We start from the raw sequence: 25387 nt of genomic DNA on the forward strand, positions 1-25387 counted from the left end.
GCGTCAGTAGGCGACGGGCCACCCGCTGCTCCAGTCGAGCAGGTTGATCCCGAGCCTGGGCGTGCCGCCGTCGTTCCCGTCGTAGTAGTGGTAGACGAGGAGGTCGCCGTCGGTGTCGTGCGTGACGGACTGCCCGCCGGGCCCGATGACGCTGCCGTGCGACTCCAGGACGGGGGTGCCGCCGTTGTCGGTCAGGGCGACGCCGTTCTTGTCGTAGTAGGGGCCGGTCACCCTGCTCGCCCGGCCGACCTTCACCTTGTACGTGGAGGAGGTGCCCGCGCAGCAGACGTCGTAGGAGGCGAACAGGTAGTAGTAACTGCCGTGCCTGACGACGTACGGGGCCTCGACGGCCTTGGTCCCGGTCGGCCGGGAGGCGAGGGAGCGGCGGGCGGTGTCACCCTCGTACTGCTTGCCGGTGGCCGGGTCGATCCGGATCATCTTGATGCCGGTCCACCAGCTCCCGAAGGACAGCCACCACGTGCCGTCGCCGTCGACGAAGAGGTTCGGGTCGATGGCGTTGTAGTCGCTCGACGTGGTCGAGGTGTAGACGACGCCGTAGTCCGTCCAGGAGCCGGGCAGCCCGGTGCTCGAACCCGCGAGCCCGATCGCGGACTTGTTGGACCCGAAGGTGGAGACGGCGTAGTACATCAGGTACTTGCCGCCGTGGTAGGAGATGTCGGGCGCCCACGCCTCGCTCGCGTACGCCGACCACCAGGACGGCTTGGCGCCGAAGGCATCGGCCCCGGCCGAGAAGGCGATCCGGTCCCCGGACGTACGGAACCCGAGCCCGCCGCCGGTCGCGTAGAGCAGGTACTGCCCCGCCGGGGTACGGATCATGGTGGGGTCGTGCACGACGGTGGAGCCCGTGACGCGTCCGGGGTTCGGGTACGCGGAGGCGGTCGACGGGACCAGGGCGAGGAGCAGGGCGGCGGGGACGGCGGCGAGGGCGGTTCCGGTGCGGCGGGAGACCCGGCCCGGGGTGCGGCGGCCGGGGGCGGTTCGGGTGCGACGGGGGGTGTGGCCGAAGGTGCGGCCGGGGACACGGCTCACGCGGGGGCTCCTTGACGCGTCGGGACCGGACGCGACCACCCCGTCCGTTCGACATACCGGACGCCGGACGCGACTTCGGACGGGACCGTAGAAGCGAACCCGCGGCGCGTCAATGGGCCGCGCTCCCGCCACCCGGCCGGAATCCGCGGCGCTCCCGCACGGTTGACCGCAGACAGGCAGTTCTGCGGCGACCGAGGGAGCCACCATGTACGCCGATCCAGCCACCATCCGGAAGATCCTCACGGAGTCCGGCGACACCTGGGCCGTCGTCGGCCTCTCGTCCAACCGCTCACGGGCCGCGTACGGCGTCGCCGAGGTGTTGCAGCGCCACGGCAAGCGGGTCGTGCCCGTCCACCCGAAGGCGGAGACGGTCCACGGCGAGCCGGGCTACCCGACGCTGGCCGCGATCCCTTTCCCGGTCGACGTGGTCGACGTCTTCGTCAACAGCGACCTGGCGGGCCCGGTCGCGGACGAGGCGACGGCAATCGGCGCGAAGGCCGTCTGGTTCCAGCTCGGCGTCATCGACGAGGAGGCGTGGGCACGGACGCGGGCGGCGGGCCTGGACATGGTGATGGACCGGTGCCCGGCGATCGAGCTGCCGCGGTTGGGGTGAGCGGCCTCGTCACGCAGGGGTGACAACAACTTCCCCGGCTGTGACGGGACTTGATAGCGTGCCCGTAACAGCTGGGGGGTGCTGACGTCACGTCATGGGCAATGAGGGGGAACCGCTCCGCCTGTACAAGAAGGCCCTGGGATACGCGCAGAAGGATCCTGAGGTCTTTCTCAGCACGGCGCGCAGGGCGGCCGAGGCGATCCTCATGGATGTAGCCATGCGTCAGGCGATCGGCGCCAAGCCGACCCTCGAAGCCCTGCTCACTGTGCTGGGGACCAGCGCCGTCGTGCCGCCGAAGGTCGTCCTCGCGGTCCGCACCATCCAGAACTACGGCAACTTCGGCAGTCACGCGCACGCGGCGGCCGGGGACGAGATCTCCGCCGAGGACATCCAGCCGTGCCTTCAGGCCCTGACCCAGCTGGCCTCCTGGTACTCGAAGGAGACCGCCTCGCAGGCCGACCACGAGAGCCGCAGCTGGCTGGCCGCCACACCACGCAGCCGGTGCACGACCCGCCTCGCGGACTCCACGCTGATCGTGGTCAAGGCGGTGTTGCTCGGTACGGGCCTCGATCTCCTCGTGGAGCGGCGCGGCCACCGGGTCGCCCACCTCCAGCTCCCCTGGTCGGACGGTTTGGTCACGGGCGTGGCCGCACGCAATCTCGACGTGGCCGTCTACAACGAGCAGCGTGTCCGCCGGATGACCGAGCAGAGCGACGAGGTCCGTTCCGGGGTCGTCACCGTGGGCCGCGTCGGTTACTCGATGGGGGGCCACAACTTCTATCTGCTGGCGGCCCGCGCCGGACGCTGGGGTGGTGTCACGGCCGAGGAGTTCCTCGCCGATCCTTCCGGCGCGCAGATCGCGGTGCCCCGACAGAGCGACATGTTCGGCAACATCCTCTCGGCTCTGGCCACCGACGAAGCCGGATTACGGGACCTCGGAGTGGAGATCGTCGACGTCCCGCACCACCTCGGCCTCGAACTGTTCCACCTGAACAAGGACATCCTCGCCGTCGGCGGCCAGAACCTGCGGATGCACGCCCGCGACGACGACCGGTACTTCGAACTCCTCGACTCGACCGCTCTCACGCCGGCCGCCCAGCGCCGGCTGCGGTCGGCCGCGGCCAACGTCCTCATCGCCAACAGGAACTGGCTCCAGGAAGTGGAGATGGACGCCGCCGAACTCCACCACGACCTGATGCGCACCTTCCATGATCTGGCATCCGACACCGGGCGCTTCGAAACCCTCGTACGGGATCTCGTCGCCCATGCCAGCTTCCCCATCGACAACACCCCGGAGAGCCGCGAGCGCCTCGTACGGCACGTGCTCTTCGAGAGCTACCGGCTGGGGGAACCGTGACGGCTCCGCGCGTACTCGTCGTGGGCGCGACGAACTTCGACATCATCATCCGGTCCGAGCGGCTGCCCGGCGCCCACGAGAAGCTGCGGGGCGGTGACTACTGCGCGGCTCCCGGTGGTTCGGCCGCGAACACGGCCATCGGCTTGGCCCGCGCGGGCTGCGCCGTCCGGTTGGTGTCCGCGGTCGGGAACGACCTGCCCGGCCGGCTCTGCCTGGACGAACTGCGGGCCGGGGGTGTCGACGTCTCCCTCGTCCACACGGACGGTGCACACCGCACCGGCATGGCCGTCGTCTTCTCCGACTCCGGCGGCAAACGGATGATGACCTTCGCGGGAGCGGACCGAGAGAGGGCGCTCGCCTCCGTCACGGTGGACGACATGGCGACCGCCGACCACGTACACCTCGTCGGTGAACCCAGTGCTTCGCTGGCGCGGCTCACCGATCTCGCCGACCGGGCCGGATGCACCGTCTCCGTCGAGTGGAACGGACGGGACATGACGCCGCTCGGGCCGGTCCCCGCCCTGCACTTCATGAACGCGGACGAAGCGGCACGCCTCCCGGGGGCCGTGGCCGGCGACCCGCAGGCCACGGCGCGTCAGCTGGCGGTGTCGGTCGGGCGCCACGTGGTCCTCACACTGGGCGCGCGCGGCGCCCTGTGGGCGACACCGGAGGGTGCGCTGTTCCACGAGGGGACGCGGGAGTTGCGGCCGGTGGACCGGACCGGTGGCGGCGACGCCTTCGACGCGGGTGTCATCGCCGCGTGGCTGCACGGCGCGTCGCCCGTAACCTGTCTGCGCCAAGGCCTCGATGCGGCATCGCACGTGATCATGAAGATTGGAGCACATCCATGACCAGGTGGCTGGGCGTAGCCCTGCTCCCCCGTGCCGACCATCTCCGGGCCGCGATCCGGATACAGCGCGCGCTGGGCACCGACCACGGGTTGCAGCCACCGCTGGCACCGGACGGCAATCTGCCCCATGTCACGGTGTTCCAGGGCCCGTTCGCCGAATCCCTGGTCCCGGAGCAGGACCTGGAGCGCATCGGGACGGCCCTGAGCCTGCCGGCCGAACTCCACCTCGGCTTCACCGGGATCCACTACCAGCCGACGGGCTGGGTGTTCCTCGGTCTCACGCGCCCGCCCGTCCTCGACACGTTGCAGGAGACGACGCTCGCCGTCCTGACGCCCCACCTCGACCGGAGTGCCTTCGACACGACGAAGGACACCTCCCAGTACACCGAAGCCGAGCGGACCAGCTATGCCCGTTACGGCTACCGCTACACCGGTGCGGCCTACGCCCCGCACATCACACTGGGGCGGACCGGCGAACAGGCCGCCCGGACCATCGTCGACACCGCGTCCACGCGCACCGAGGTCGCCCAGGACTGGGTCTTCGACCGGATGAGCTGCTACGTCATGGGGGAGAACGGCGCGCACGCCCGGGTTCTGGCCGAGCGCCCGCTGAACGTTCCGTGAACCGCGACCATCCGCTGCTTCCCTGCGCCGAGGAAGCCGCAGCCGCCGCGACCGCGTGGCTCGACCGTGCGGGCCGCCGGCTCTCGGCGACGCGGTACAAGCCGACAGGAGAGGAGGTCACCGACGCCGACCTCGGCGTCCAGTCCCTCGTGACGGATCTCCTGAGGGCGCGGACCCCCGACATTCCGCTGGTCGGCGAGGAGGCGGCCGCGCCGGCCGGGGCTGGACCGGAAAGGGCGCTGCCGTCCCGCTGCTGGGTCCTCGACCCGATCGACGGCACGATGAACTTCGCCCGCGGAGCACCCTTCTACTCCGTGTCGCTGGCTCTGGTCGACGGCGGGAGGCCGGTTCTGGGCGTCATCGACGCACCCGCCCTCGGCCGCCGCTGGAGCACGCGGGGTCCGACCACCCAGGACGGAACACCTTCCGAGGTCCGCCACCTGTCCGACGCCGTCGTCGGCCTCACCGGCACGGGCTCCGGGGACCCCGCCGTCACCGCCTCGTTCGTGGGAAGGCTGCACGCCGATGCCTACCGCGTCCGCATGCTGGGCGCGATGAGCATGGACCTGGTCGGCGTCGCCGAGGGCTGGCTGGACGCCTGCGTGTGCCTCGCCCCGAAGCCGTGGGACGTGGCGGCGGGTATCGCGCTCGTCCAGGACCGGGGCGGGGTCGTCCTGGGGGCCCGCGGAGCTGGCTTCAGCTGGGATTCTCCGCTGCTTGCGGCCGGTGCCGCGGAGTTGGCGCACGATCTGATCGACCTCTGGACGGCCACGAGTGCATCCACCTGAGGAGGACGCGTGCGTCTGCGCCGCGGTTCGGGCTGCGTGATCTTCGAGGTCCGCCTGACGAAGCCACCGGCACCCTGGCGTCCCGGGCCCTACCCGGTCCGCCTCCCCCGGCGCGCGGAGGCCGCCGATCGCGAACTCCGCCTCACGTATTTCGAGTCGCGGCTGCAAGAAGTGCTCTACGGGACGGACGGCGCTCCCGTGCGCTGGCACCGCCAGTTCGCCACGCCCGTACCGCTCACCGGCGCCTGCGTACGCGGCGTGGAGATCCTGCGCATGCCGCTGGTGCGCGACGGGCTCGGCCTCGCCGTCCTCCACGTCGATCTGACCGACCCTGGCTCCCCCGGTGCGAGCCCCGTACCCGCCCTCGAACGGCTCTCCCGGCTCGCCACCGCGAGCACTCCGAGCGGGACGGGGCGCGACGCGCTGCAAGCGCTGCTCCCGGCCGGGACACAGCTGGTGGAGTCGAGCACCCGGGCCCGGACGCTGGCCCACGTGACCTTCGAGGACCGGCCCGCGCCCGTCATGTCCGCCCCCTACACCGGCTGGTCACCCGTGGACCAGTGGCTGTGGCTCCTGGCTTCCGCCTGCTCCGAGGAGCGCTTCGCCCCCGACCCGGACGAGCCCGCCGTCCGCTCGGGCACGGTGGTGTTCTCCGCCGACTGGCGGGCCCTCGTCCTGCGCGAGGGCGCCGCCTTCGTGGGGATGACTCCCGACCGGGAGGACGAGGGCTTCCACGCCCTCGCGGAAGCACACGTACACAGCATCTACCTGGATGCCGTCCTGATCGGCGTCATGCAGCTGTATGCGCTGAACGAGGTGGCGAACGCGGTGGCGAGCACCCCCGCCGGCAGGCTCGACGCCGACGCCCTCGCCTCTCTGGAACACCGGCTCATGAACGTCCGGCGTCGCCTCTGGTTCAGCCACGTCACCGTCCGCGGCAAGGGGAACGAGCTGCTCCGGCAGTTCCAGGACCAGCACGCGCTGCCGGCCCTGCTCGACAACATCATCAGTGAACTCTCCGACGCGGCCCGCCTCGTCGAGGCCGTGACCAATCGCGGCGTCAACGCGGCGCTCGGCCTGCTGACGATCCTGGGTCTGCCCATCGGCATCGCTTTCTCCTCCGCCGCCGTCTGGGGAGAGCCACACCCCCGCCTCTTCCTGATCTCGGCCCTGGCCGCCGTGGCCGGCGCGGTGGTCGTGGTCGCCGTGGTCCGGCCCGCCCGGCAGATGCTGCGGGCGCTGTTGCGGCGAGGTCCGCGATGACGCCGGTGCCGCGCGGCACGCGCGCCGCTCAGCGGTCGCAGCGTCCCTCGAACGACGCGAAGTACGCCGCCGCCATGTCCTCCTGCCCATGCCCCTGCTCCGCCGCCCGGGTCAGGCGGGCCGCGCTCGCTTCGGCGACGTCGAGGCGGATGCCGTGGCTGCGGCCCGCCTCGACGATGAGGCGGGCGTCCTTCGCCGCCGTGTCGACCGCGAACTGGGCCGGGGTCAGCCGGTCCTCCAGGACCAGGCCCGCCTTGAGGCGCAGGTAGGGCAGGTCGAGGCCGCCGCCCGCGATGGCGTCGAAGAAGTGCTGCGGGTCGACGCCGAGGGCCCGGGAGAGGGCGAGCACCTCGCCGGCCGCGTTCGTCGCGGCCAGCACCCAGCTGTTGGCCACGAGTTTCAGCCGCGTCGCCGAACCGGCCGCGCCGTCCTCCCCCGTCCACACCGTGCGGGAGCCGATGGCGTCGAGGACGGGGGCCACCGCGTCCCGGTGGGCGGCCGGGCCCGCGGCCAGGACCAGCAGTTCCCCGGCCTCGGCGGGCTGGCGGGTGCCGAGCACCGGCGCGTCGAAGAGGACGAGGCCGTGGGCGGCGGCGAAGGCGGCCAGGTCGCCGAGCCCGTCGAGGCCCGCCGTCGTGGACTGCACCCAGAGGGTGCCGGGCCGCAACCCGTCTGCGGCCTGCCGCATGACGTCCAGGGCGGCCGGACCGTCGTGGAGCATCGTCAGGACGACGTCGGCGTCCGTCACCGCCTCGGCCGGGGCGCCGACGACGCGTACGCCGTCGGCGGCGAGCGGTTCGGCCTTGGCGCGGGTGCGGTTCCAGGCGCGGACGGTGTGTCCGGCTCGCGCGATGGTGCGGGCCATGGCCGCGCCCATGATGCCGGTGCCCAGGACCGCTACGGTCAGCCGCTCCCTCATCATGACGTCCTCGCCTCTCCTCGGTGGTCGCCCCGACCGAGCCTAGACAACAGCCGGGGCGCGCGCGGCTCCGGGTGAGCCGTCGGAGGCGCGGGCGTTCCCGCCGGTCGACCGGGTCCCTGGCCTGCCCGCCGGCCGTCGGCGGCATCGGTGCACACATACCGCCTTCGGCGGCCGACCGTTCGTACCGCACGGTGTGGGTCAGTGGCCGGGCTGGCGCAGGACCGCGACCGCCCGCGGCGGCAGGACGAGCCCGTCCGCCGGGTCCGGGCCGATGAGCACGTCACCGGTGATCCCGGGCACCGGCACGGCCGTGTCGCTCCGGTTGACCAGGAAGAGGTAGCGGTGGTCCGCGTCGCGGCGCGCGGCCGGCTCCACGAGCCCGCGGGCCTGCGGCGGGAGCTCCGACTCCACGCCGGCCGGGGCGAGCAGGCCCGGCAGGAGGGCGGTGAGCCCGTCGACGCCCAGGCGCGTGGAGACGTAGGCGGCCGAACCCGCGCCGGTGGACCGGCGGGTGACGGCGGGGCGGCCGGTGTGGCTGCCGGTGCGGTAGCGGGCGAGCACCTCGACGTCCGCGCCGGTCACGTCGATCCGGTCGGTCCACACCGTCCCGGTCGTCCCGTCGTCGAGGGCGACGCTGTCGCCGTCGGGCAGCGGGCCGAACTCCTCGACGCGGATGCCGAGCAGCTCCCGCAGCGCCCCGGGGTAGCCGCCGAGCCACACGTGGTCGTTCTCGTCGACGACGCCGGAGAAGTACGTGGTGACGAGGTGGCCGCCGGACTCGGCGTAGCGGGTCAGCTCCTTGGCGAGCGGCTGCGGCACCACGTGCAGGACGGGCGCGATCACGACGTCGTACGAGGCGAGATTGGTGCGGTGGGCGGGCACGACGTCGGCGCGGACGCCGAGGCGCAGCAGCGCGGAGTACCAGTCGAGGGCCTCGCGGTGGTAGCCGAGGCGCGTGGTGGGGTGGGAGTCGTGCTCGGCGGCCCACCACGAGTCCCAGTCGAAGAGCAGAGCGACGCGCGCGGCCTCGCGCACCGACCCGGCGACCGGTGCGAGCGCGTCGAGGGTGCGGCCCAGCTCCGCGACGGACCGGAACAGCGCGCTGTCGGACCCGGCGTGCGGGACCATCGCCGAGTGGTACTTCTCGGCGCCGGCCGCCGACTGCCGCCACTGGAAGAAGCAGACGGCGTCGGCGCCGTGTGCCACGTGCAGCAGCGAGTCGCGCGCCAGCTCGCCCGGTTTCTTGGCGAGGTTGACCGGCTGCCAGTTCACGGCGCTGGTGGAGTGCTCCATGAGGAACCAGGGCTGGTGGTCCGCGATCCCGCTGGTGAGGCTGGCTGCGAAGGACAGCTCGTCGCGGTCCTGCGGTCCGGGGACGACGTAGTGGTCGTTGGCGACGAAGTCCACCTCGCCGGCCCAGTCCGCGTAGTCCATGCCCCTGGTACCGCCCATGACCATGAAGTTGGTGGTCACGGGGGTGCGCGGGGTCAGTTCGCGCAGCACCGCGCGCTCGGCGACGAGGTGCTCCTTGAGGGCGTCGGAGGAGAACCGCTTGAAGTCGAGCTGCTGGGTCGGGTTGGGGTGCGAGGCCGCGAGCCGCGGCGGCAGGAGCTGGTCCCAGTCGCTGTAGCGCTGGGACCAGAAGGCGGTGCCCCAGGCGTGGTTGAGCGCGTCGAGCGTGGTGTAGCGGCGGCGCAGCCAGGCGCGGAAGGCGCGGGCCGCGTCGTCGGAGTAGTCGTAGACGTTGTGGCAGCCCAGCTCGTTGTTGACGTGCCAGGCGACGAGGGCCGGGTGGCCGGCGTACCGGGTGGCCAGCGCGCGCACGAGGCGCAGCGCGTGGTCCCGGAAGACGGGTGACGTGGGCCGCCAGTGCTGGCGTGCGCCGGGCCAGAGCGTCTCTCCGGTGGCGGTCACCGGCAGGATCCCGGGGTGGGCGGTGGTGAGCCAGGGCGGCGGGGACGCGGTGGCGGTGGCCAGGTCGACGCCGATCCCGCCCGCGTGCAGCAGGTCCATCACCTCGTCGAGCCAGGTGAAGTCCCAGCTGTCGGCGGTGGGTTGGATCCTTGCCCAGGAGAAGATCGCCAGGGAGACGATGTTCACCCCGGCCTCGCGCATCAGCCGGACGTCCTCCCGCCACACCTCCCGCGGCCACTGCTCGGGGTTGTAGTCGGCGCCGTACCCGATCCTGCGGGCGCCGTCGGGGCCCTTCGCGTACGGGAAACGGGTGGTGCGGGGGCCGGTCATCGGGGTCCTTCCGGTGGAGCGGGGTCGTTCGGGCGCGCGGGGCTACTTCTCGACCGTGAAGCCCTGTTCGGTGCCGTACTTCACGGAGGCGTCCTGCCACGACCTCAGTCCCGCCGACAGCTTCGTGCCGGAGATGTAGGCCTTGCCGACGGTGTCGTTGAAGATCGAGTTGGCGTACACCTGGTAGGGCAGGTACTTCCAGTCGGCGGGCACGTTCTGCGCGGACTCGGCGAAGATCTTGTTGGCTTTCTGACCGCCGAAGTACGGGAACGGGGTGTCCTGGAACGACGAGGAGTTCAGGTCTTTCGTGGTGGCCGGGAACGCGCCGTTCTTGATACGGGTCTGTACGCCCGCCCCGGAGTTCGCGTACTCCACGAAGGCGTACGCCAGCTCCTTGTCCTTGCCGAGCGCGGGCAGCGCGAGCGAGCTGCCGCCGTTCTCGGAGGAGGCGTGCGCGCCCTTGGTCCACTGCGGCAGCGGGGCGACGCGCCAGTCGCCGGCCGCGCCCTTGACGCCGGAGGCGAAGTTGGCGGGCATCCACGCGCCGATGGGCAGGGTGGCGATGGTGCCGTCGCCCAGGCCCTTGTACCAGTCGTCGCTCCAGCCGACGACCGGGGAGAGGAGCTTGTCGTCGATCAGCCGCTGCCAGGTGGCGGTGTACTTCTTCGCGCCCGCGTCGGTGAAGTCGATGCCGACCTTGGTTCCGTCGACCTTGTACGGGTGCGAACCGGCCTGCCACAGCAGGCTGGTGGTCAGGCCCGCGTCGCCGACGTCGCTGGTGATGTACGCCTTCGGGTCCGCCTTGTGCAGCGTGCGGGCGGCCTCCACGTACTCGTCCCAGGTCGTCGGGACGGCGATCTTGTACTTGTCGAAGACCTTCTTGTTGTAGAAGAGCGCCATCGGGCCGGAGTCCATGGGCAGTCCGTAGACACCGTCGCCGGACCGCACCGCGTTCCACGGACCCGGCGAGTAGGCGTCCGCCAGCTTCTCGGCGCCGTAGGGCCTGAGGTCGGCGATCTGCTTGGTCAGGGCGTACTGGCCGAGCGCGTAGTACTCGATCTGCGCGACGTCCGGGACGCCCTTCTTCGCCGAGATCGCGTTCGACAGGGCCTTGTACTGGTCGTTGTTGGTGCCCGCGTTGACCAGCTCGATGTGGACCTTCGGGTACTTCTTCTCGAAGTCGGCGGCGACCTGCTTCAGGGTGGGCTCCCACGCCCACACCGTGACGGTGCCGCCCTTCTTCAGGGCGGCCCGGAGGTCGGCCGCGCCCACCTGCTTCTGGCCGGAGCTGTCGTCGTCGGAGCCGCCGCAGGCGCTCGCCCCGAGGGCGAGAGCCGCGACGAGACCTATACCGCGCACGAGGCGCCGGGTGTGCTGGAACATGCTGGGTCTTCCACTTCGTCGTGGTGGCTACGGAGGGGTGCCGGTGCGGCGGGGTGTGCGGGGCACGGCGGCGGCGACCGCCCTGCCGCGGCTACTCCTTGACGCTCCCGGCGGCGAGTCCGGACTGCCAGTGCTTCTGGAGCAGCAGGAAAGCGGCGATCAACGGCACGATCGTGAGCAGTGAACCGGTGACGACCAGGTTGAAGACCGCCTCGCCGCCGGCCGTCTGGGCCTGCTTGTTCCAGGCGTCGAGGCCGAGGGTCAGCGGGTACCAGTCGGGGTCCTTCAGCATGATCAGCGGCAGGAAGTAGTTGTTCCAGGTGGCGACGGTGGTGAAGAGGAGCACGGTCACCGTGCCGGGCGCCAGCAGCGGCAGCGCGACCTGGAAGAAGGTCCGCACCTCGCCCGCGCCGTCGATGCGCGCCGCCTCCATCAGCTCGGCGGGGATCGCCTCGGTGGCGAACACCCACATCAGGTACAGGCCGAAGGGCGAGATCAGCGACGGGATGATGACGGCCCACGGGGTGTCGGTCAGACCGATCTTGCTGAACATCAGGAACGTCGGGACGGCGAGCGCGGTGGTGGGCACCGCGACCGCGCCGATCACGACGGCGAACACGGCCCGCTTGCCGGGGAACCGGAACTTCGCGAGCGCGTAGCCGCCGAGGACGGCCAGGAACGTGGCACCGCCCGCGCCGACCACCACGTACAGCAGCGTGTTGAGGAGCCAGCGGCCGAAGACGCCGTCCTGGTAGGTGAAGGTCCGGCGGACGTTGTCCAGCAGGGCGAAGTCCCCGTCGAACCACAGGCCGAACGAGCCGGCCAGACCTTCCTGCGTCTTGGTGGCGCTGATGACGAGCCACAGCAGGGGTACGAGGCTGTAGAGGAGGACGATCGCGGTGAGCACGGTCAGCAGGACGCTGCGCCGCGGGCGGGCCGGGCCGGGCCTGCGCGGTGTGCGCAGCCGGGGTGCGGCGGGCCTGCGGGGCGCTCCGGTGCGGGCGGCGACGGTGTGGGTGGTGGCCGTCGGTTCCGGCATCGGGGTCACGCTCCCTTGCGCATGCCGCGCAGCTGGACGGCGTAGGCGACGGCCATGGTGAGCACGCCCATGACGATGGCGACCGTCGCGGAGTAGTTGTGCTGCTGGCCGGAGAAGGACAGCGAGTACGTGTAGTAGTTCGGGGTGTAGTCGGTGGTGAGGGCGTTCGGCGCGAGCTTCTGGAGGATCGCGGGCTCGTTGAAGAGCTGGAAGCTGCCGATGACCGAGAAGATCGTGGCGATGACGAGGGCGCCGCGGATCGCCGGGAGTTTGATCGCGGAGATGACCCGCCACTGGCCCGCGCCGTCGATCTCGGCCGCCTCGTAGAGCGCGTGCGGGATCACGCGCAGGGCGGAGTAGAAGATCAGCATGTTGTAGCCCACGAACTCCCACGTGACGATGTTCCCGATGGAGGCGAGGATCAGCCCGGAGGAGAGCGGGTCGGGCAGGCTCAGCCCGAACGCGTCGTTGAGGTCGCCGACCAGACCGAAGCGCGGGCCGTACATGAAGCCCCACATGAGGGTGGCGACGACGGCGGGCACGGCGTAGGGCAGGAAGACGGAGATCCGGAAGAAGTCCTTGCCGTACAGCCGGCCGCTGTCGATCGCGAGGGCCACCAGCAGCGCGACGCCCAGCATGATCGGCACCTGGACCAGCAGGAACAGTCCGACCCGGGCGACGCCGTCCCAGAACTGGCCGTCCTGGAGCGCCTGTCGGTAGTTGTCGAGGCCCACGAAGGTGGTGCCGCCGATGAGCTGGGTGCGGAAGAGGCTCAGGTAGACCGAGTACGCCAGGGGCGCGAGGAACACCAGGGCGAAGACGAGCACGAAGGGGCCGATGAACCCCCAGCCCGTCCATGAGCGGCGCGGGCGGCGGGTGCGGCGCGCCACCGGCCGCGCCGGGTGGCGGCCCGTGGCCGCCGGCTGAAGCGTCGTCATCCGGATTCCCTGTCCATACGTCCCGTCCCCAGGCTCGGCATCGCGCGTCCCGATGGATGTTTGCGTAAACATCGATCCGCGCAAGAGGCCGTGGGCTGCTATGTTTACGTAAACATTCGGTGGCGGCATGTCTACACTGCCCCGGTGACGACGGTCAAGGGTCGTCGAGGACATCCAGGAACCGCGGGAACACGGCTGGTGAGGGAGACGGTGGGAGCAACGGACGGCGCCCCGGCGCGCGGTGGGGCCACAGGCGGGCGCCGCCGTACACAGAACGCGTCGATGGCGGACGTCGCCCGGGTCGCGGGGGTCTCCTCGCAGACCGTCTCCCGCGTCTCGAACGGCTTTCCCGGCGTCCACGAGGAGACCCGGCAGCGGGTGCGCGCGGCGATGGACGAACTCGGCTACCGGCCCAACAGCGCCGCCCGGGCCCTCAAACGCGGCGACTTCCGCACGATCGGCGTCATCACCTTCACCCTCTCCACCACGGGCAACATGCGCACCCTGGAGGCGATCGCGACATCGGCCGCGCACGAGGGCTACGCGGTGACGCTGCTGCCCGTCGCCGTCCCCACCCAGGACGAGCTGCGCGGCGCCTTCTCCCGCCTGGGCGAACTGGCCGTCGACGCCGTCATCGTCATCATGGAGGTCCACCTCCTGGACTCCGCGCGGCTGTCCCTGCCGCCGCACGTGAAGGTCGTCGTCGCGGACTCCGACGCCGGGGACCGGTACGCGGTGGTCGACACGGACCAGGCCGGTGGCACGCGCGACGCCGTCCGCCACCTTCTCGGCCTCGGGCACGAGACGGTCTGGCACCTCGCGGGGCCCTCGGAGTCCTACGCCGCCCAGCGGCGGACGGACGCCTGGCGGCAGGCGCTCGAGAGCGCGGGGCGGCTGCCGCCGCCGCTCGTGCGCGGTGACTGGTCGGCGGAGTCCGGCTACCGCGCGGGGCTGCGCCTGGCCGAACAGGCCGACTGCACCGCCGTGTTCGCGGCCAATGACCAGATGGCCCTGGGCCTCCTGCGCGCCCTCGACGAGCGCGGCCGCCGGGTGCCCGGGGACGTCTCCGTGATCGGCTTCGACGACATCCCCGACTCCGGCTCCTTCCTCCCGCCGCTGACCACCGTCCACCAGGACTTCGCGGAGGTGGGGCGGCGCTGCGTGGAGAGCGCGCTGCGGCAGGTGCGGGAGAGCGAGGCGGAGCGGGGGACGACGCTGGTGCCCACGCGGTTGGTGGTGCGGGAGAGCACGGGGTGGGCGCCGGGGTGGAGTCCGGGACCGCGCTAGGCGTGCGGGACCGCGACCCCGAGGTCGTCCAGGACCGTGGCGCCCGGCAGCTGCGCAAGGGCCTTGCCCGGGACGATCAGCTTGCCGCGGCGCGTGCCGCTGCCGATCAGGACGTGCGGGAGGTCGACGACGGCGGCGTCGACCAGGACCGGCCAGCCCGCCGGGAGGCCGATGGGGGTGATGCCGCCGTACTCCATGCCGGTCTCGCCGACCGCCGTGTCCATCGCGGCGAACGACGCCTTGCGCGCCCCGAGTTGGCGGCGCACCACCCCGTTGACGTCGACCTTGGTGGCGGAGAGGACGACGCACGCGGCGAGTGTGGTCTCTCCCCCGCGCTTGCCCGCGACGACCACGCAGTTCGCGGACTGCGCGAGGAGTTCGAGGCCGTAGTGCTCGGCGAACGTCGCTGTGTCCGCCCACTCCGGTTCCGTGTCGACGAAGACCAGGTCCCGGGCCGCTACCGCCCCGTCGCGCCAGTGCCGGACGGCGGCCGCGACGGGCGCGGTCAGCAGGTCGAGGGCGTCGGGGGCGGGGCGGGCGTCGTCGAACGTCCCGATGGGTGCGCGCATGGCGGCACGCTAACAGCCGCCGCGTACGCGGGCGGCGGATGTCTCAGCGTACGAACGGCACCGACACCGCCATGACCAGCCGGGCCGGTACGGCGCCGTCGTTGCGGTACTCGTGGGGTACGTCCGCCTCGAAGGTGACGCTCGCCCCTTCGGGGACGCGGTGGTGGGTGCCGTCCACCACGAGGGTCAGTTCGCCCTCGGTGACATGGAGCAGTTCGACCGTGCCCTGGGGGTGCGGGTCGGAGGGGCTGCCGTCGCCGGGCTGGAGCAGCCAGTCCCACATCTCCAGGGGGCCCGGGGCCTCGGTTCCGGCGAGCAGGCGGTGGTAGCTGCCCGCCTCCGTCGACCAGAGCCGGACGGCCTGGTCGGCGGGGACGATGCGGACCTTGGGGCCCTGTTCGTAGTCGAGCAGTGTGGTGATGCTGATGCCGAGCGCGTCGCCGATCTTCACGACCGTGCCGATGCTGGGGTTGGTGCGGGCCTGCTCGATCTGGATGAGCATGCCGCGGCTGACGCCGGCGCGGGTGGCGAGCACGTCCAGGGTGAAGCCGCGCTCGGCGCGCCAGTGTCTGACGTTGCGGGCGAGCGACTGGGTCAGGAGGTCGAGGTCCGACACATTCCGTCCAAGGTTCTGGCTGAGGCGAGGCGGGGGCTGCACCGCGGTGGGTGCACCGGAAGGTTCAGCGAACTGTACTTCGGCGGCGGGCGGGGCGAAGCGCGCGCGGTCCCGCCCGGGGTCAGATGCGGTAGCGGCGCAGCGCCGGGGTCGCCAGGGCCAGGCCCGCCATGGCGACGACCACGAGCAGGCCGCCCCCGACCACCGCGGCCCGCGGGCCGAAGGCCGACCCCGCCGCACCGTGCAGGACGTCCGCGAGCCGGGGCCCGCCCGCCACGACGACCGTGAAGACGCCCTGCATGCGGCCCCGCATCTCGTCGGTGGCCGCGGAGAGCAGGATCGCCCCGCGGAAGACCATCGAGACCATGTCCGCGACCCCCGCCACCGCCAGGAACACCACGGCGAACCACAGGCTCCGGCTCAGCCCGAACCCCGCGATGGCCGCGCCCCAGGCGATGACCGCGCCGATCACCATCCACCCGTGCCGCCGCGCCCGGGAGAACGTGCCGGAGAACAGCCCGCCGACCACCGCCCCGATGGGGATCGCCGCGAAGAGCAGGCCGAGGGCGAGGCCCTCGCCGTAGGGGGCGTACGTCTCGGCGGCGAGCTGCGGGAACAGGGCGCGGGGCATGCCGAAGACCATGGCGATGATGTCGGCGAGGAACGACAGGAGCAGCACCTTGTGCGCCGAGATGTAGCGGAACCCGGCCGCTATCTCGCGCACCCCCGCCCGCCGCTTCGTCGCGGAGTCGCGGGGCGGCAGCGCGGGGAGGCGGTAGACCGCCCACACGGTGACGCACAGCGCCAGCGCGTCGACGAGGTACAGCTCGGGCAGGCCGATGACCGGGATGAGGACGCCGGCCAGGAGCGGGCCGACGACCTGGCCGGTCTGCATGACGGTGGAGCCGAGCGCGTTGGCCGCGGCGAGTTCGCCCTCGGGGACCAGGCGGGCGATGGAGGCGTTGCGCGCCGGGGCGTTGAGCCCCCAGAACGCCTGCTGCACCGCGAGCAGGACCATCAGCGCCGCCACCGAGTCGAGCCCGGCGGCCGCCTGCACCCAGAACAGCACCGACGTCACGGCGATGCCGCAGTTGGTGATCAGGAGGAGCTTGCGGCGGTCCATGCTGTCGGCGACCGCCCCGCCCCACAGGGCGAAGACGATCAGCGGCAGCAGCCCCGCCATGCTCGCGGCGCCGACCCAGGCCGAGGAGCCGGTGATGTCGTAGATCTGCTTGGGCACGGCGACCGCGGTGAGCTGGCTGCCGACCGCCGTGACGATGGTGGACGACCACAGGCGGCGGTAGGCGGGGATGCGCAGCGGGCGGGTGTCCATGGCCCAGCGGCGCCAGCCGCGCCGGGGCGGCCGCTCCTCTCCCACGGTGGGCGCGTCCTTGGGGCCGGTGCCGGTGCTGCTCTCGCTGGTGTCCACGGGCTTCCTGGTTGTTCGTTACATCTATCGAATCAGGGGTTCACTATCGCAGGAGCGCGCACGTCCTTGGAACGCAGCCTTTGAAGGCGACCTCGGGACGCCGTCGGAGCAGACCGCCGGCCGGGCTCAGGCGCCGGCGATCAGCAGGGCCCCCATCGTGATCATCGTGACGGCGACCAGAGCGTCGAGGAGCCGCCAGGCGGCCGGCCGGGCCAGGAAGCGGCCCAGCAGCCGGGCGCCGAACCCGAGGGCGGCGAACCAGCAGAGGCTGGCCAGCACCGCACCGAGCCCGAAGGTCCAGCGCAGCGGCCCCCGGTCGGCGGCGACGGAGCCGAGCAGGAACACGGTGTCCAGGTAGACGTGCGGGTTGAGCCAGGTCATCGCCAGACAGGTGAGCACCGCCCGGCGCCGCGACCCGGCCGCCTCGCCCTCCGCGCGCAGCGCCCCGGCCGGCCGGACGACCCGGCGCGCGGCGAGGGCCCCGTAGCAGAGCAGGAAGAGGCCGCCGATCCAGCCGATCGCGGTGAGGGCCTGCGGCCACGCGACGACCACGGCGCCGACGCCGCCGACGCCGAGCGCGATGAGGACGGCGTCGGACAGGGCGCAGATGCCGACCACGGCGAGGACCGCGGTGCGGCGTACCCCCTGGCGCAGGACGAAGGCGTTCTGGGCGCCGATGGCGACGATGAGCGAGAGGCCGGTGCCGAAGCCGGCGGCCGCGGCGGCGAGAGAAGCGGACATGTCGACAAGGCTAGGGAGATGATCATTGGACGTACAGCTAAAGATTTTTACGTATCATTAGCCAGTGTGATGACCGCGGAGCTTCCTCTCGATCAGGTGCGCACCTTGCTGGCGGTGGTCGACGAGGGCACGTTCGACGCCGCCGCCGCCGCGCTGCACGTGACGCCGTCCGCGGTCAGCCAGCGGGTCAAGGCGCTGGAGCAGCGGACCGGGCGGGTCCTTCTGGTCCGCACGAAGCCGGTGCGGGCGACCGAGTCGGGGCAGGTCGTCGTCCGGTTCGCCCGGCAGCTGGCCCGCCTCGAACGCGACGCCCACGCCGAGCTGGGCATGAGCCCCGAGGCCGGACCCGCCCGGGTCTCGGTCGCGGTGAACGCGGACTCCCTGGCGACCTGGTTCCTGACCGCGCTCGCGCGGGTGCCGCAGTCGCCCCGGATCTGTTTCGAACTGCGCCGCGAGGACGAGTCCCGTACCGCGGAGCTGCTCCGGGACGGCCAGGTGATGGCCGCGGTCACCTCGTCGCCGGACCCGGTGGCGGGCTGCTCCGTACGCCCTCTGGGCCGGATGCGCTACATCGCCGCGGCCCACCCGGACTTCGCCGCGCGCCACCTCGACGGGCCGTTGCCCGAGGTGCTCGCCGCCGCGCCGGTGCTGACCTTCGACCGCGGCGACGACCTCCAGGACCTCTTCGTACGGGAGTGGGGCGGGGCCGGGGCGAGCGCCGTGCGGCACGCCGTCCCGGCGTCGGAGGGGTTCGTCGAGGCCGTCGCGACCGGTCTGGGCTGGGGCATGGTCCCCGAGGCGCAGGCGGAGCCGCTGCTGCGCGCGGGCCGCCTTCTCGCGCTCGCGCCGCAGCGCCCGGTCGACGTCCCGCTCTACTGGCAGCAGTGGAAGCTGGACTCCCCTGCCCTCGCGGCCGTGGCCGCCGCGGTCCTGGCGACGGGCGCGGGGGCCCTGCGCTAGGACCTGTCCGGCCTCACAGCCCCTGCGTCTGCTCCAGTTCGCCCAGGGCGACCAGCTGCTCGGGCGTCACCCCGGACGGGATCGGCCGCGGCGCCGGGGTGCGCAGCGGCGGCTGCCAGCCGGCGGCCGGGTCCCAGGTCCGCACGGTCCGGGCCGGCGCCCCGGCCACCACCGCATGGTCCGGCACCTCGCCGCGGACCACGGCCCCGGCCGCGACGACGACGTTCCGGCCGAGCCTGGCCCCCGGCAGGATCACCGCGCCGGTGCCGATCCAGCAGCCGGGTCCGATCACGACCGGGTCCATGCGGGGCCACTGCTTGCCGATGGGCTCGTGGGGGTCGTCGTAGGAGTGGTTGGTGGAGGTGATGTAGACGTAGGGGCCCATGTACACGTCCCGCCCGACGGTCACGCTCGTGTCGGCGATGACATGGCTGCCGCGGCCGATGACGACTCCGTCGCCGAGGGTGAGGATCGGCTCGGGGCCGAGATCGAGGTCCGGCATCATCCCGGCGGTCAGGGTGACCTGTTCGCCGATGATGCAGTGGGCGCCCAGCCGGATCCACGGCTCCCCGAAGACGGTGCCCTGCGGGAACGCGAGCTTCGTGCCGGGTCCGATCGCGCCGAAGCGGTGGCCGCCCGGCTGCTCGGCGGTGACCGCTCCGGTGCGCTGCACCCAGCGCCAGCCCGCCTGGACTGCGCGGTGGCGAAGCCCGCCCCGGCCGGACCGTCCATCTGACGAGAACACGTTCCACTGCATCGGCACGGCGCCACGTTACTCATCCGTACCGCCCGCCCCCACCTCGACGGGCTGTGATCTTCACCCCACGGGTACGGTTCGCTCTGGCGCGACGCACACGAGCACACGCAGAGGTAGGGAGCGACACCCGATGGGAAGCACTGGCCACCAGGCACTCGTCACCGGGATCGGCGGCAAGGACCCCGAGGTGCACGCGGAGGCGTTCACCGCGCCGACGTCCGTGGTGATCGGCGAGGTGACGCTGCGCGCGGGGGCGAGCGTCTGGTACGGGGCGGTGCTGCGCGCCGACTGCGGGCCGATCGAGCTCGGCGCCGACAGCAACATCCAGGACAACTGCACGGTCCACGTCGACCCCGGTTTCCCGGTCTCGGTCGGCGAGCGGGTCTCCGTCGGTCACAACGCGGTGCTGCACGGCTGCACGGTCGAGGACGACTGCCTGATCGGCATGGGCGCGACCGTCCTGAACGGCGCGGTGATCGGCGCGGGCTCCCTCGTCGCGGCGCAGGCGCTGGTCCCCCAGGGCATGCGGGTCCCGCCGGGTTCCCTGGTGGCGGGCGTGCCCGCCAAGGTCCGGCGGGAGCTGACCTTGGAGGAGCGCGAGGGCATCACGCTGAACGGCGCCCTGTACGTGGATCTGGCCAAGGCCCACAAGGCGGCCCACGCATAGAGCCCGGAAGGGACGCGGGCAGGGCGCGGGTGGCGCGCCCTACTCCCCCGCCGCCACGGTCTCCGGTTCGGCGGCGGCCACCTTCGCCGCGCGCCGCTTCATGTAGAGCATCGAGCCGAGGCCGAACAGCACGGCCGCGCCGAGCCCCACGTACGAGAACCGCTTGAGCCAGTCCTCGGCGACGATGCCCAGGTAGTAGATGACGGCGGTCGTGCCGCCGGCCCACACCACGCCGCCGAGGAGGTTCGCGGTGAGGAACTTCCAGTACGGCATGTGCAGCACGCCGGCGAGCGGCCCGGCGAAGATGCGCAGCAGGGCGATGAAGCGGCCGATGAAGACGGCCCACATGCCCCACTTCTCGAAGGACCGCTCCGCCGTGGCGATGTGGGCGGGCCCGAAGTGCTTGGGGAACCTGCGGCCGAGTCTGGCCAGGAGCGGCCGGCCGCCCTTGCGTCCGATCGCGTAGCCGATGGAGTCGCCGATCACGGCGCCCGCGGTGGCGCAGATCCCGAGCACGACCGGGTTCACGTCGCCCTGCTGCGAGGAGAGCAGCGCGGCCGAGACGAGCACGATCTCGCCGGGCAGCGGGATGCCGAGGCTCTCCAGGCCGATGACCCCGGCCACCAGGGCGTAGATGGCGACCGCCGGAATCGTGTCGAGCCACTCCTGGACGTGCAACGACGTCGCCTCCCGTACCCAGAGAACCCATGTGCCGGCGTGCGCTCCCCTCCGGGCCGCGCACGCCGGGCAGCCTACCTCTCCCTAGGACGCCGCCGGCTCCCGCGAGGTGCACCGGTGGCCGCGGTGATCTGGCGCGGAGCACGTGATCCCGGCCACGTGCCGCGACAGCGCACCAGCCCCGCCGCGGGTGCGGCGGGGCTGGTGGGACGGCGCGCGGCTCGGCGGTCAGGGCCGGCCCGGGGGTTCCTGCCCGCGGTCGCCGCCGAACTGGTCCTTCAGCTTGTCCTGGGCCGTGTCGACCTGACCGCTGTACTTGCCCTGGGTCCTGCCGTCCACGTAGTCACCGGCCTTGTCCACGCCCTTGCCGGCCTGGTCCTCGTGGCCCTTCAACATCTGCTTGAGCTTGTCCATCACGGACATGGTCGGCCTCCTCGGTTCGAGCCGTTGTCTCCAGGATGGGTGCTCGTCGCGGATGCCGCATCCGCAGCGCGGGAGAGGCGCGAGGGCGTGGCCTCAGCCGTTGGGACGCAGGGTCCAGACCACCGTCATCTCCCCGGTGACCGCGCCGTCCTCCCGCTGGATCGCGATGCTCACCGGGAACTCGGGGCGCTCGCCCGCGTCCAGCTCGGCCACCACGTCGGCGGCCGGGCGGCCGAGCGTGGCCGTGGCGGTGACGCGGCCCATGGCCAGCTTCTTGTACGCGATCTCGGCGCTGACGGCCAGCGGCACGGCCCGCGCGAGCTGCTCGCCGAAGGCGGCGAGCACGACGGCGCCGCTCGCGGACTCGCCGAGCGTGAACATCGCGCCGGCGTGCGGGCCGCCGACGTGGTTGTGGTAGTCCGCCTGGTCCGGCAGGGCGACGACCGCCTTCTGCGGGGTCGTCTCGAGGAAGGCGAGGTTCAGGGTGCGGGCCATCGGCACCGTGGCGGCGAGCATGTCGCCGATCGACATCTGGTCTGCGCTCATGGCCCGCATGTTACCCACCGGTAGCAATCTTGGCCATCCTCGCGCCCGGGGCGGAACCGTTGCACGTCCGGTACCGGGCGGGAACGCCGGCGGGCCCGTGACCCTCTATCGTTTACGGCCATGTGGCCAGGACAGCAGCCGCCCGGGGGCGAGCAGAACCCGCAGGACGGGACCAACCCGAACTACCCGAACCATCCGAACAACCCGCCGACGGCCAACCCGTACCAGCAGCCGGGGTACCAGCAGCCGAACCCCTATCAGCAGCCGGGATACCAGCAGCCCGGCCCGTACCAGCAGCAGCCGGCCTGGAACGCGCCGACGGCACCGATCGGGACGCCGCAGCCGCCCGACGGGGGTGGCGGGGGCAACCGGACGAAGATCGTGGCGATCGTCGCGGCGACCGCCGTGGTCGTCGCGGCCGGGGTGACCGGGTTCCTGGTGCTCGGCGGGGACAAGGACGACGACGCGAAGGGCGGGGACACCAAGAAGCCCGCCGCCTCGCACTCCACGAGCCAGGAGCCGAGCGCGTCGGCGCCGGAAGGCGACAATCCGCGCGGCGGCGACAGCGCCGTCAAGCCGGTCATCGCCGGCTGGCAGCCGGTGGTGAACACCAAGCACAAGACGGTCTTCGACGTCCCGCCGGGCTGGGAGGTCGATCCGAGTGGCGCGGACCAGATCATCGGGTTCGAGTACGACTACAAGGACAAGAAGGACAAGAAGCAGCACGGCATGACGACCGTGTCCGCTCCTGCCGCGTACAAGTCCAAGTGGTGCTCCGACGACTCCGACAAGGACGGGCGCAAGGACGACACCTCGCTCGCCGGCGTCGGCACCCGGGGCGAGGACGGCGCGAAGACCGCGGCGGAGGCCGCCGAGAACCGCGTGCCGTGGTGGATCTACGGCGGCTACACCGAGCCGGACCTGAAGTCGGTGAAGGTCGGCAAGGCCAAGGACTTCACCAACGCCCAGGGCGTCTCGGGCAGCCTGATCAAGGCCGACTCCGTGAACTCCCCGCAGAAGGGCAAGTGCGCCAGCGACGGCAAGGCGGTCGTCTTCGCCTTCCAGAACGGTGCCGGGGACTACGTCTCCTGGGACTGGTGGGGCGCGAAGGGCGTCAAGGACGAGGTGGACGACGCGACGGTCGACAAGATCCTCAGCTCGGTCCGCTTCTATGAGGACCCGACCGCCTCCTGACCCCGGCCTTGCCCCTCGGCGCCGCTGCGCCGATGCGTGCATGAGCCACGGTTTGGCAAACGGGCGTGCGGCGGCGATAGTCCCTCAGTGACCTCCGCCGCCGCCTCCCCGCACCGCGCCCCGTCCGGGGGCCCGCGCCGCCGCCGTCCCGCGTGGGCCGGACGGAACTACTCGCTGCTCGCCGTCGCCGCGTTCATCACGACGCTCGGGGCGCACGGCGCGCTCATCGCGTCCTCGTTCGCCGTGCTCGACGCGGGCGGCGACGGCGGGGACGTGGGGCTGGTCGCCGCCGCGCGCACCCTGTTCCTGGTCGTCTTCCTGCTGGTCGGCGGCGCCGTGGCGGACCGGCTGCCGCGCCACCACGTGATGGTCGCGGCCAACGCGCTGAACTTCCTCTCCCAGGGCGCCTTCGCGCTCCTCGTGCTCCAGGGCGAGCCGAAGCTGTGGCAGATGATGGCGCTCAGCGCCCTCGGCGGCACGGGCCAGGCGTTCTTCAACCCGGCGGCCGAGGGCATGCTGATGGCGTCCGTCTCCGGCGAGCAGGCCAGCCGCGCCTTCGCCCTGTTCCGGATGGGGATGTCCGGCGCCGCGGTGGGTGGGGCGGCGCTCGGCGGAGCGCTGGTCGCGGCGGTCGGGCCCGGCTGGGTGCTCGCCGTCGACGCGGCGGCGTTCGCGGTCGCCGGAGCGCTCCGGATGTTCCTCGACGTCGGCCACATCGCGCCGCGGGTGCCCGGCAGCGGGCTGCTCGCGGACATGCGGGACGGCTGGCGGGAGTTTGTCGGCCGGCCCTGGCTGTGGACGATCGTCGCCCAGTTCTCGGTGGTCGTCGCCGTGGTGGGGGCGGCCGAGTCGGTGTTCGGGCCGCTGGTGGCCCGCGACGAGCTGGGCGGGGCGGGGCCCTGGGGCATCGCGCTCGGTGCGTTCGGCGTCGGCACGATCCTGGGCGGGGTGCTGATGATGCGCTGGAAGCCGCGGCGACTGCTCTTCGCGGCGACGCTGTCGGTGTTCTCGCTGGCCCTGCCGTCGGCCGCGCTGGCGGTCCCCGTGCCGCTGGGCGCCCTGATCGCGGTGATGTTCGTCAGCGGCGTCACCATCGAGATCTTCGGCGTCTCCTGGATCACCGCGCTGCACCAGGAGATCCCGGAGGAGAAGCTCTCCCGTGTCTCGGCCTACGACTGGTTCGGCTCGGTGGCGATGGTCCCGCTGGCCACGGCCCTCGCCGGTCCGGCCGAGTCGGCGTTCGGCCGGACGCAGTCGCTGTGGGGGTGCGCCGCGCTCGTCGTCGTGGCGACCACCGCGGTCCTCTTCGTGCCGGACGTACGCCATCTGCGCCGCCGCGCGCCGGCCGCGGTGGTGGCGGCCGCCGCCGTCCCGCTCGATGAGCTGCGGCGGGAAGAGGCGGCGGGGGACGCCGAGGGGATCAGCCCACGCTGAACGAGCCGCCGGGCGGCTCCGGGGAGTCGACCGCGCCCGCGTCCGCCACGGCCCGCGCGTCCCCGGCGAAGCGCCGCAGCCCCGGCCCGTGCTCGACCCGGGCCGGGAACGCGTCGCGGGCGGCGCGGCGGGCCAGTTCCGCCACGTCGAGGGCGCTCTGCGCGGCGACGAGGACGGCGTTGCCGAACCGCCGGCCGCGCAGCACGCCGGGCTCCGCGACGAGGGCGACCTGCGCGAACACGGCGCGGAACGTGGCCACTTGGGAGCGCAGGAACGTGAACGGCGCCCCGTCCGCGAGATTGGCCGCATAACAGCCGCCGGGCCGCAGGACCCGGGCCGCCTCGCGCGCGTACGCCTCGGTCGTCAGATGCGCGGGCACCCGCGAGCCGCCGAACACATCGGCCACGACGACGTCCGCGCAGCCGTCCGGCGCGGCCTGAAGCCACTGCCGGGCGTCGGCGCCGTGCACGGTGATCGCCGGGCCGTCCGGCAGCGGGAGGTGCTCCGCGACCAGGTCGAGCAGGGCGCGGTCCGCGTCGACGACGTGCTGCCGGGACCCGGGCCGCGTCGCGGCGACGTACCGGGGCAGGGTGAGCGCGCCGCCGCCCAGGTGCAGCACGTCGAGCGGCCGCCCCGGCCCGGCCGCGCAGTCCAGTACGTGCCCGAGCCTGCGGGCGTACTCGAACTCCAGGTGGGTGGGGTCGTCGAGATCGACGTAGGACTGCGGCGCCCCGTCCACGGTGAGCAGCCAGGCCCGCCGCCGGTCCACGTCGGGCAGCAGCTTGGCGGTGCCGTGGTCGACGGCGCGGGTGACGGGTATCGGCTCGGGGGCGGGTGCGTTCACCCGCCCATTGTGCCGGTGGCCGGGGGCCCGCGGTCACGGGCGGCGTCGCGCCGGTATGCGCCGTGGCCGAGGCGGCGTGCGGGTGTGCGGCCGGCTCCACGCCCCAGGACCGCCACAGGGCGGCCAGGGACACCATCACGGAGAACAGGGCCGGCTGCACCACGTCGACCC

The 25387-nt window shown here is 72.5% G+C and carries 26 protein-coding genes; 11 read left to right on the forward strand and 15 right to left on the reverse strand.

What is annotated here, in order from left to right:
• Positions 1-3 precede the first annotated feature (3 nt).
• On the reverse strand, positions 4-924 hold the full coding sequence (locus ABZY33_RS06075) for an arabinan endo-1,5-alpha-L-arabinosidase (protein WP_356490294.1): 921 nt from the start codon (positions 922-924) through the stop codon (positions 4-6).
• Between the two features lie 331 nt (positions 925-1255).
• Here ABZY33_RS06075 and ABZY33_RS06080 point away from each other — a divergent pair, with 331 nt between their 5' ends.
• From ABZY33_RS06080 to ABZY33_RS06105, 6 genes are all read left to right on the forward strand, one after another.
• On the forward strand, positions 1256-1663 hold the full coding sequence (locus ABZY33_RS06080) for a CoA-binding protein (protein WP_356490267.1): 408 nt from the start codon (positions 1256-1258) through the stop codon (positions 1661-1663).
• A 94-nt stretch (positions 1664-1757) separates the two neighbouring features.
• Positions 1758-3020 carry a DUF4145 domain-containing protein gene (locus ABZY33_RS06085; protein ID WP_356490268.1) on the forward strand — a complete coding sequence of 421 codons (1263 nt, stop codon included), beginning with the start codon at positions 1758-1760 and terminating at the stop codon, positions 3018-3020.
• On the forward strand, positions 3017-3871 hold the full coding sequence (locus tag ABZY33_RS06090) for a carbohydrate kinase family protein (protein WP_356490269.1): 855 nt from the start codon (positions 3017-3019) through the stop codon (positions 3869-3871). Before ABZY33_RS06085 ends, ABZY33_RS06090 begins: the two co-directional genes overlap by 4 nt.
• Positions 3868-4494 carry a 2'-5' RNA ligase family protein gene (locus ABZY33_RS06095; RefSeq protein ID WP_356490270.1) on the forward strand — a complete coding sequence of 209 codons (627 nt, stop codon included), beginning with the start codon at positions 3868-3870 and terminating at the stop codon, positions 4492-4494. Before ABZY33_RS06090 ends, ABZY33_RS06095 begins: the two co-directional genes overlap by 4 nt.
• Entirely contained in the window at positions 4491-5282 is a 792-nt protein-coding gene (locus tag ABZY33_RS06100; protein ID WP_356490271.1) for an inositol monophosphatase family protein, read from the forward strand. Before ABZY33_RS06095 ends, ABZY33_RS06100 begins: the two co-directional genes overlap by 4 nt.
• A gap of 9 nt (positions 5283-5291) precedes the next feature.
• Positions 5292-6545, forward strand: coding sequence for a hypothetical protein (locus tag ABZY33_RS06105; protein WP_356490272.1), 1254 nt, complete (start codon positions 5292-5294; stop codon positions 6543-6545).
• A gap of 28 nt (positions 6546-6573) precedes the next feature.
• Here ABZY33_RS06105 and ABZY33_RS06110 read toward each other — a convergent pair whose 3' ends face one another.
• The 5 genes from ABZY33_RS06110 to ABZY33_RS06130 all read right to left on the reverse strand — a co-directional run bounded on the left by ABZY33_RS06110 (position 6574) and on the right by ABZY33_RS06130 (position 13071).
• A complete protein-coding gene (locus tag ABZY33_RS06110) occupies positions 6574-7464 on the reverse strand; it encodes an NAD(P)-dependent oxidoreductase (protein WP_356490295.1) in 891 nt (296 codons plus the stop codon).
• 201 nt (positions 7465-7665) lie between these two features.
• Positions 7666-9711: a beta-galactosidase gene (locus tag ABZY33_RS06115; protein WP_356490273.1), complete on the reverse strand. Its 2046-nt coding sequence runs from the start codon at positions 9709-9711 to the stop codon at positions 7666-7668.
• A gap of 42 nt (positions 9712-9753) precedes the next feature.
• Positions 9754-11094: a sugar ABC transporter substrate-binding protein gene (locus ABZY33_RS06120; RefSeq protein ID WP_356490274.1), complete on the reverse strand. Its 1341-nt coding sequence runs from the start codon at positions 11092-11094 to the stop codon at positions 9754-9756.
• A gap of 91 nt (positions 11095-11185) precedes the next feature.
• Complete coding sequence (locus tag ABZY33_RS06125; protein WP_356490275.1) at positions 11186-12133, reverse strand: carbohydrate ABC transporter permease; 948 nt, start codon at positions 12131-12133, stop codon at positions 11186-11188.
• A 5-nt stretch (positions 12134-12138) separates the two neighbouring features.
• Positions 12139-13071 carry a sugar ABC transporter permease gene (locus ABZY33_RS06130; protein ID WP_356490276.1) on the reverse strand — a complete coding sequence of 311 codons (933 nt, stop codon included), beginning with the start codon at positions 13069-13071 and terminating at the stop codon, positions 12139-12141.
• Positions 13072-13353: 282 nt separating this feature from the next.
• On the opposite strand from ABZY33_RS06130, the gene ABZY33_RS06135 reads away from it, so the two are divergent.
• Positions 13354-14358 carry a LacI family DNA-binding transcriptional regulator gene (locus ABZY33_RS06135; protein ID WP_356490277.1) on the forward strand — a complete coding sequence of 335 codons (1005 nt, stop codon included), beginning with the start codon at positions 13354-13356 and terminating at the stop codon, positions 14356-14358.
• Here ABZY33_RS06135 and ABZY33_RS06140 read toward each other — a convergent pair.
• The 4 genes from ABZY33_RS06140 to ABZY33_RS06155 all read right to left on the reverse strand — a co-directional run bounded on the left by ABZY33_RS06140 (position 14355) and on the right by ABZY33_RS06155 (position 17713).
• The gene (locus tag ABZY33_RS06140; protein WP_356490278.1) at positions 14355-14927 is read right to left on the reverse strand and encodes a YbaK/EbsC family protein; all 573 of its coding nucleotides are present in this window, start codon (positions 14925-14927) and stop codon (positions 14355-14357) included. The genes ABZY33_RS06135 and ABZY33_RS06140 overlap by 4 nt on opposite strands.
• Positions 14928-14970: 43 nt before the next feature.
• Positions 14971-15543, reverse strand: coding sequence for an XRE family transcriptional regulator (locus tag ABZY33_RS06145; RefSeq protein WP_356490279.1), 573 nt, complete (start codon positions 15541-15543; stop codon positions 14971-14973).
• A gap of 121 nt (positions 15544-15664) precedes the next feature.
• A complete protein-coding gene (locus ABZY33_RS06150) occupies positions 15665-16972 on the reverse strand; it encodes an MFS transporter (RefSeq protein WP_356490280.1) in 1308 nt (435 codons plus the stop codon).
• A gap of 126 nt (positions 16973-17098) precedes the next feature.
• The gene (locus tag ABZY33_RS06155; protein ID WP_356490281.1) at positions 17099-17713 is read right to left on the reverse strand and encodes a LysE family transporter; all 615 of its coding nucleotides are present in this window, start codon (positions 17711-17713) and stop codon (positions 17099-17101) included.
• Positions 17714-17782: 69 nt separating this feature from the next.
• Here ABZY33_RS06155 and ABZY33_RS06160 point away from each other — a divergent pair, with 69 nt between their 5' ends.
• Complete coding sequence (locus ABZY33_RS06160) at positions 17783-18673, forward strand: LysR family transcriptional regulator ArgP (protein WP_356490296.1); 891 nt, start codon at positions 17783-17785, stop codon at positions 18671-18673.
• A gap of 13 nt (positions 18674-18686) precedes the next feature.
• Here the strand turns inward: ABZY33_RS06160 and ABZY33_RS06165 are convergent, their stop codons facing one another.
• Positions 18687-19430, reverse strand: a complete 744-nt coding sequence (locus ABZY33_RS06165) for an acyltransferase (RefSeq protein WP_356490297.1) — start codon at positions 19428-19430, stop codon at positions 18687-18689.
• Positions 19431-19560: 130 nt separating this feature from the next.
• Between ABZY33_RS06165 and ABZY33_RS06170 the strand changes: the two genes are divergently transcribed.
• Positions 19561-20097, forward strand: coding sequence for a gamma carbonic anhydrase family protein (locus ABZY33_RS06170; protein ID WP_356490282.1), 537 nt, complete (start codon positions 19561-19563; stop codon positions 20095-20097).
• A 39-nt stretch (positions 20098-20136) separates the two neighbouring features.
• On the opposite strand, the gene ABZY33_RS06175 is transcribed toward ABZY33_RS06170, so the two are convergent.
• The 3 genes from ABZY33_RS06175 to ABZY33_RS06185 all read right to left on the reverse strand — a co-directional run bounded on the left by ABZY33_RS06175 (position 20137) and on the right by ABZY33_RS06185 (position 21753).
• Positions 20137-20775: a DedA family protein gene (locus ABZY33_RS06175; RefSeq protein WP_356490283.1), complete on the reverse strand. Its 639-nt coding sequence runs from the start codon at positions 20773-20775 to the stop codon at positions 20137-20139.
• Between the two features lie 228 nt (positions 20776-21003).
• Complete coding sequence (locus ABZY33_RS06180) at positions 21004-21198, reverse strand: antitoxin (RefSeq protein ID WP_356490284.1); 195 nt, start codon at positions 21196-21198, stop codon at positions 21004-21006.
• Positions 21199-21291: 93 nt separating this feature from the next.
• Positions 21292-21753: a DUF4442 domain-containing protein gene (locus tag ABZY33_RS06185; RefSeq protein ID WP_356490285.1), complete on the reverse strand. Its 462-nt coding sequence runs from the start codon at positions 21751-21753 to the stop codon at positions 21292-21294.
• 111 nt (positions 21754-21864) lie between these two features.
• On the opposite strand from ABZY33_RS06185, the gene ABZY33_RS06190 reads away from it, so the two are divergent.
• A complete protein-coding gene (locus ABZY33_RS06190; protein WP_356490286.1) occupies positions 21865-22938 on the forward strand; it encodes a hypothetical protein in 1074 nt (357 codons plus the stop codon).
• Positions 22939-23025: 87 nt separating this feature from the next.
• Complete coding sequence (locus tag ABZY33_RS06195; RefSeq protein ID WP_356490287.1) at positions 23026-24372, forward strand: MFS transporter; 1347 nt, start codon at positions 23026-23028, stop codon at positions 24370-24372.
• On the opposite strand, the gene ABZY33_RS06200 is transcribed toward ABZY33_RS06195, so the two are convergent.
• Entirely contained in the window at positions 24359-25216 is an 858-nt protein-coding gene (locus ABZY33_RS06200) for a fused MFS/spermidine synthase (RefSeq protein WP_356490288.1), read from the reverse strand. The genes ABZY33_RS06195 and ABZY33_RS06200 overlap by 14 nt on opposite strands.
• Positions 25217-25387 lie beyond the last annotated feature (171 nt).

The sequence above is a fragment of the Streptomyces sp. NPDC006552 genome (assembly GCF_040611655.1).
Classification (GTDB): domain Bacteria; phylum Actinomycetota; class Actinomycetes; order Streptomycetales; family Streptomycetaceae; genus Streptomyces.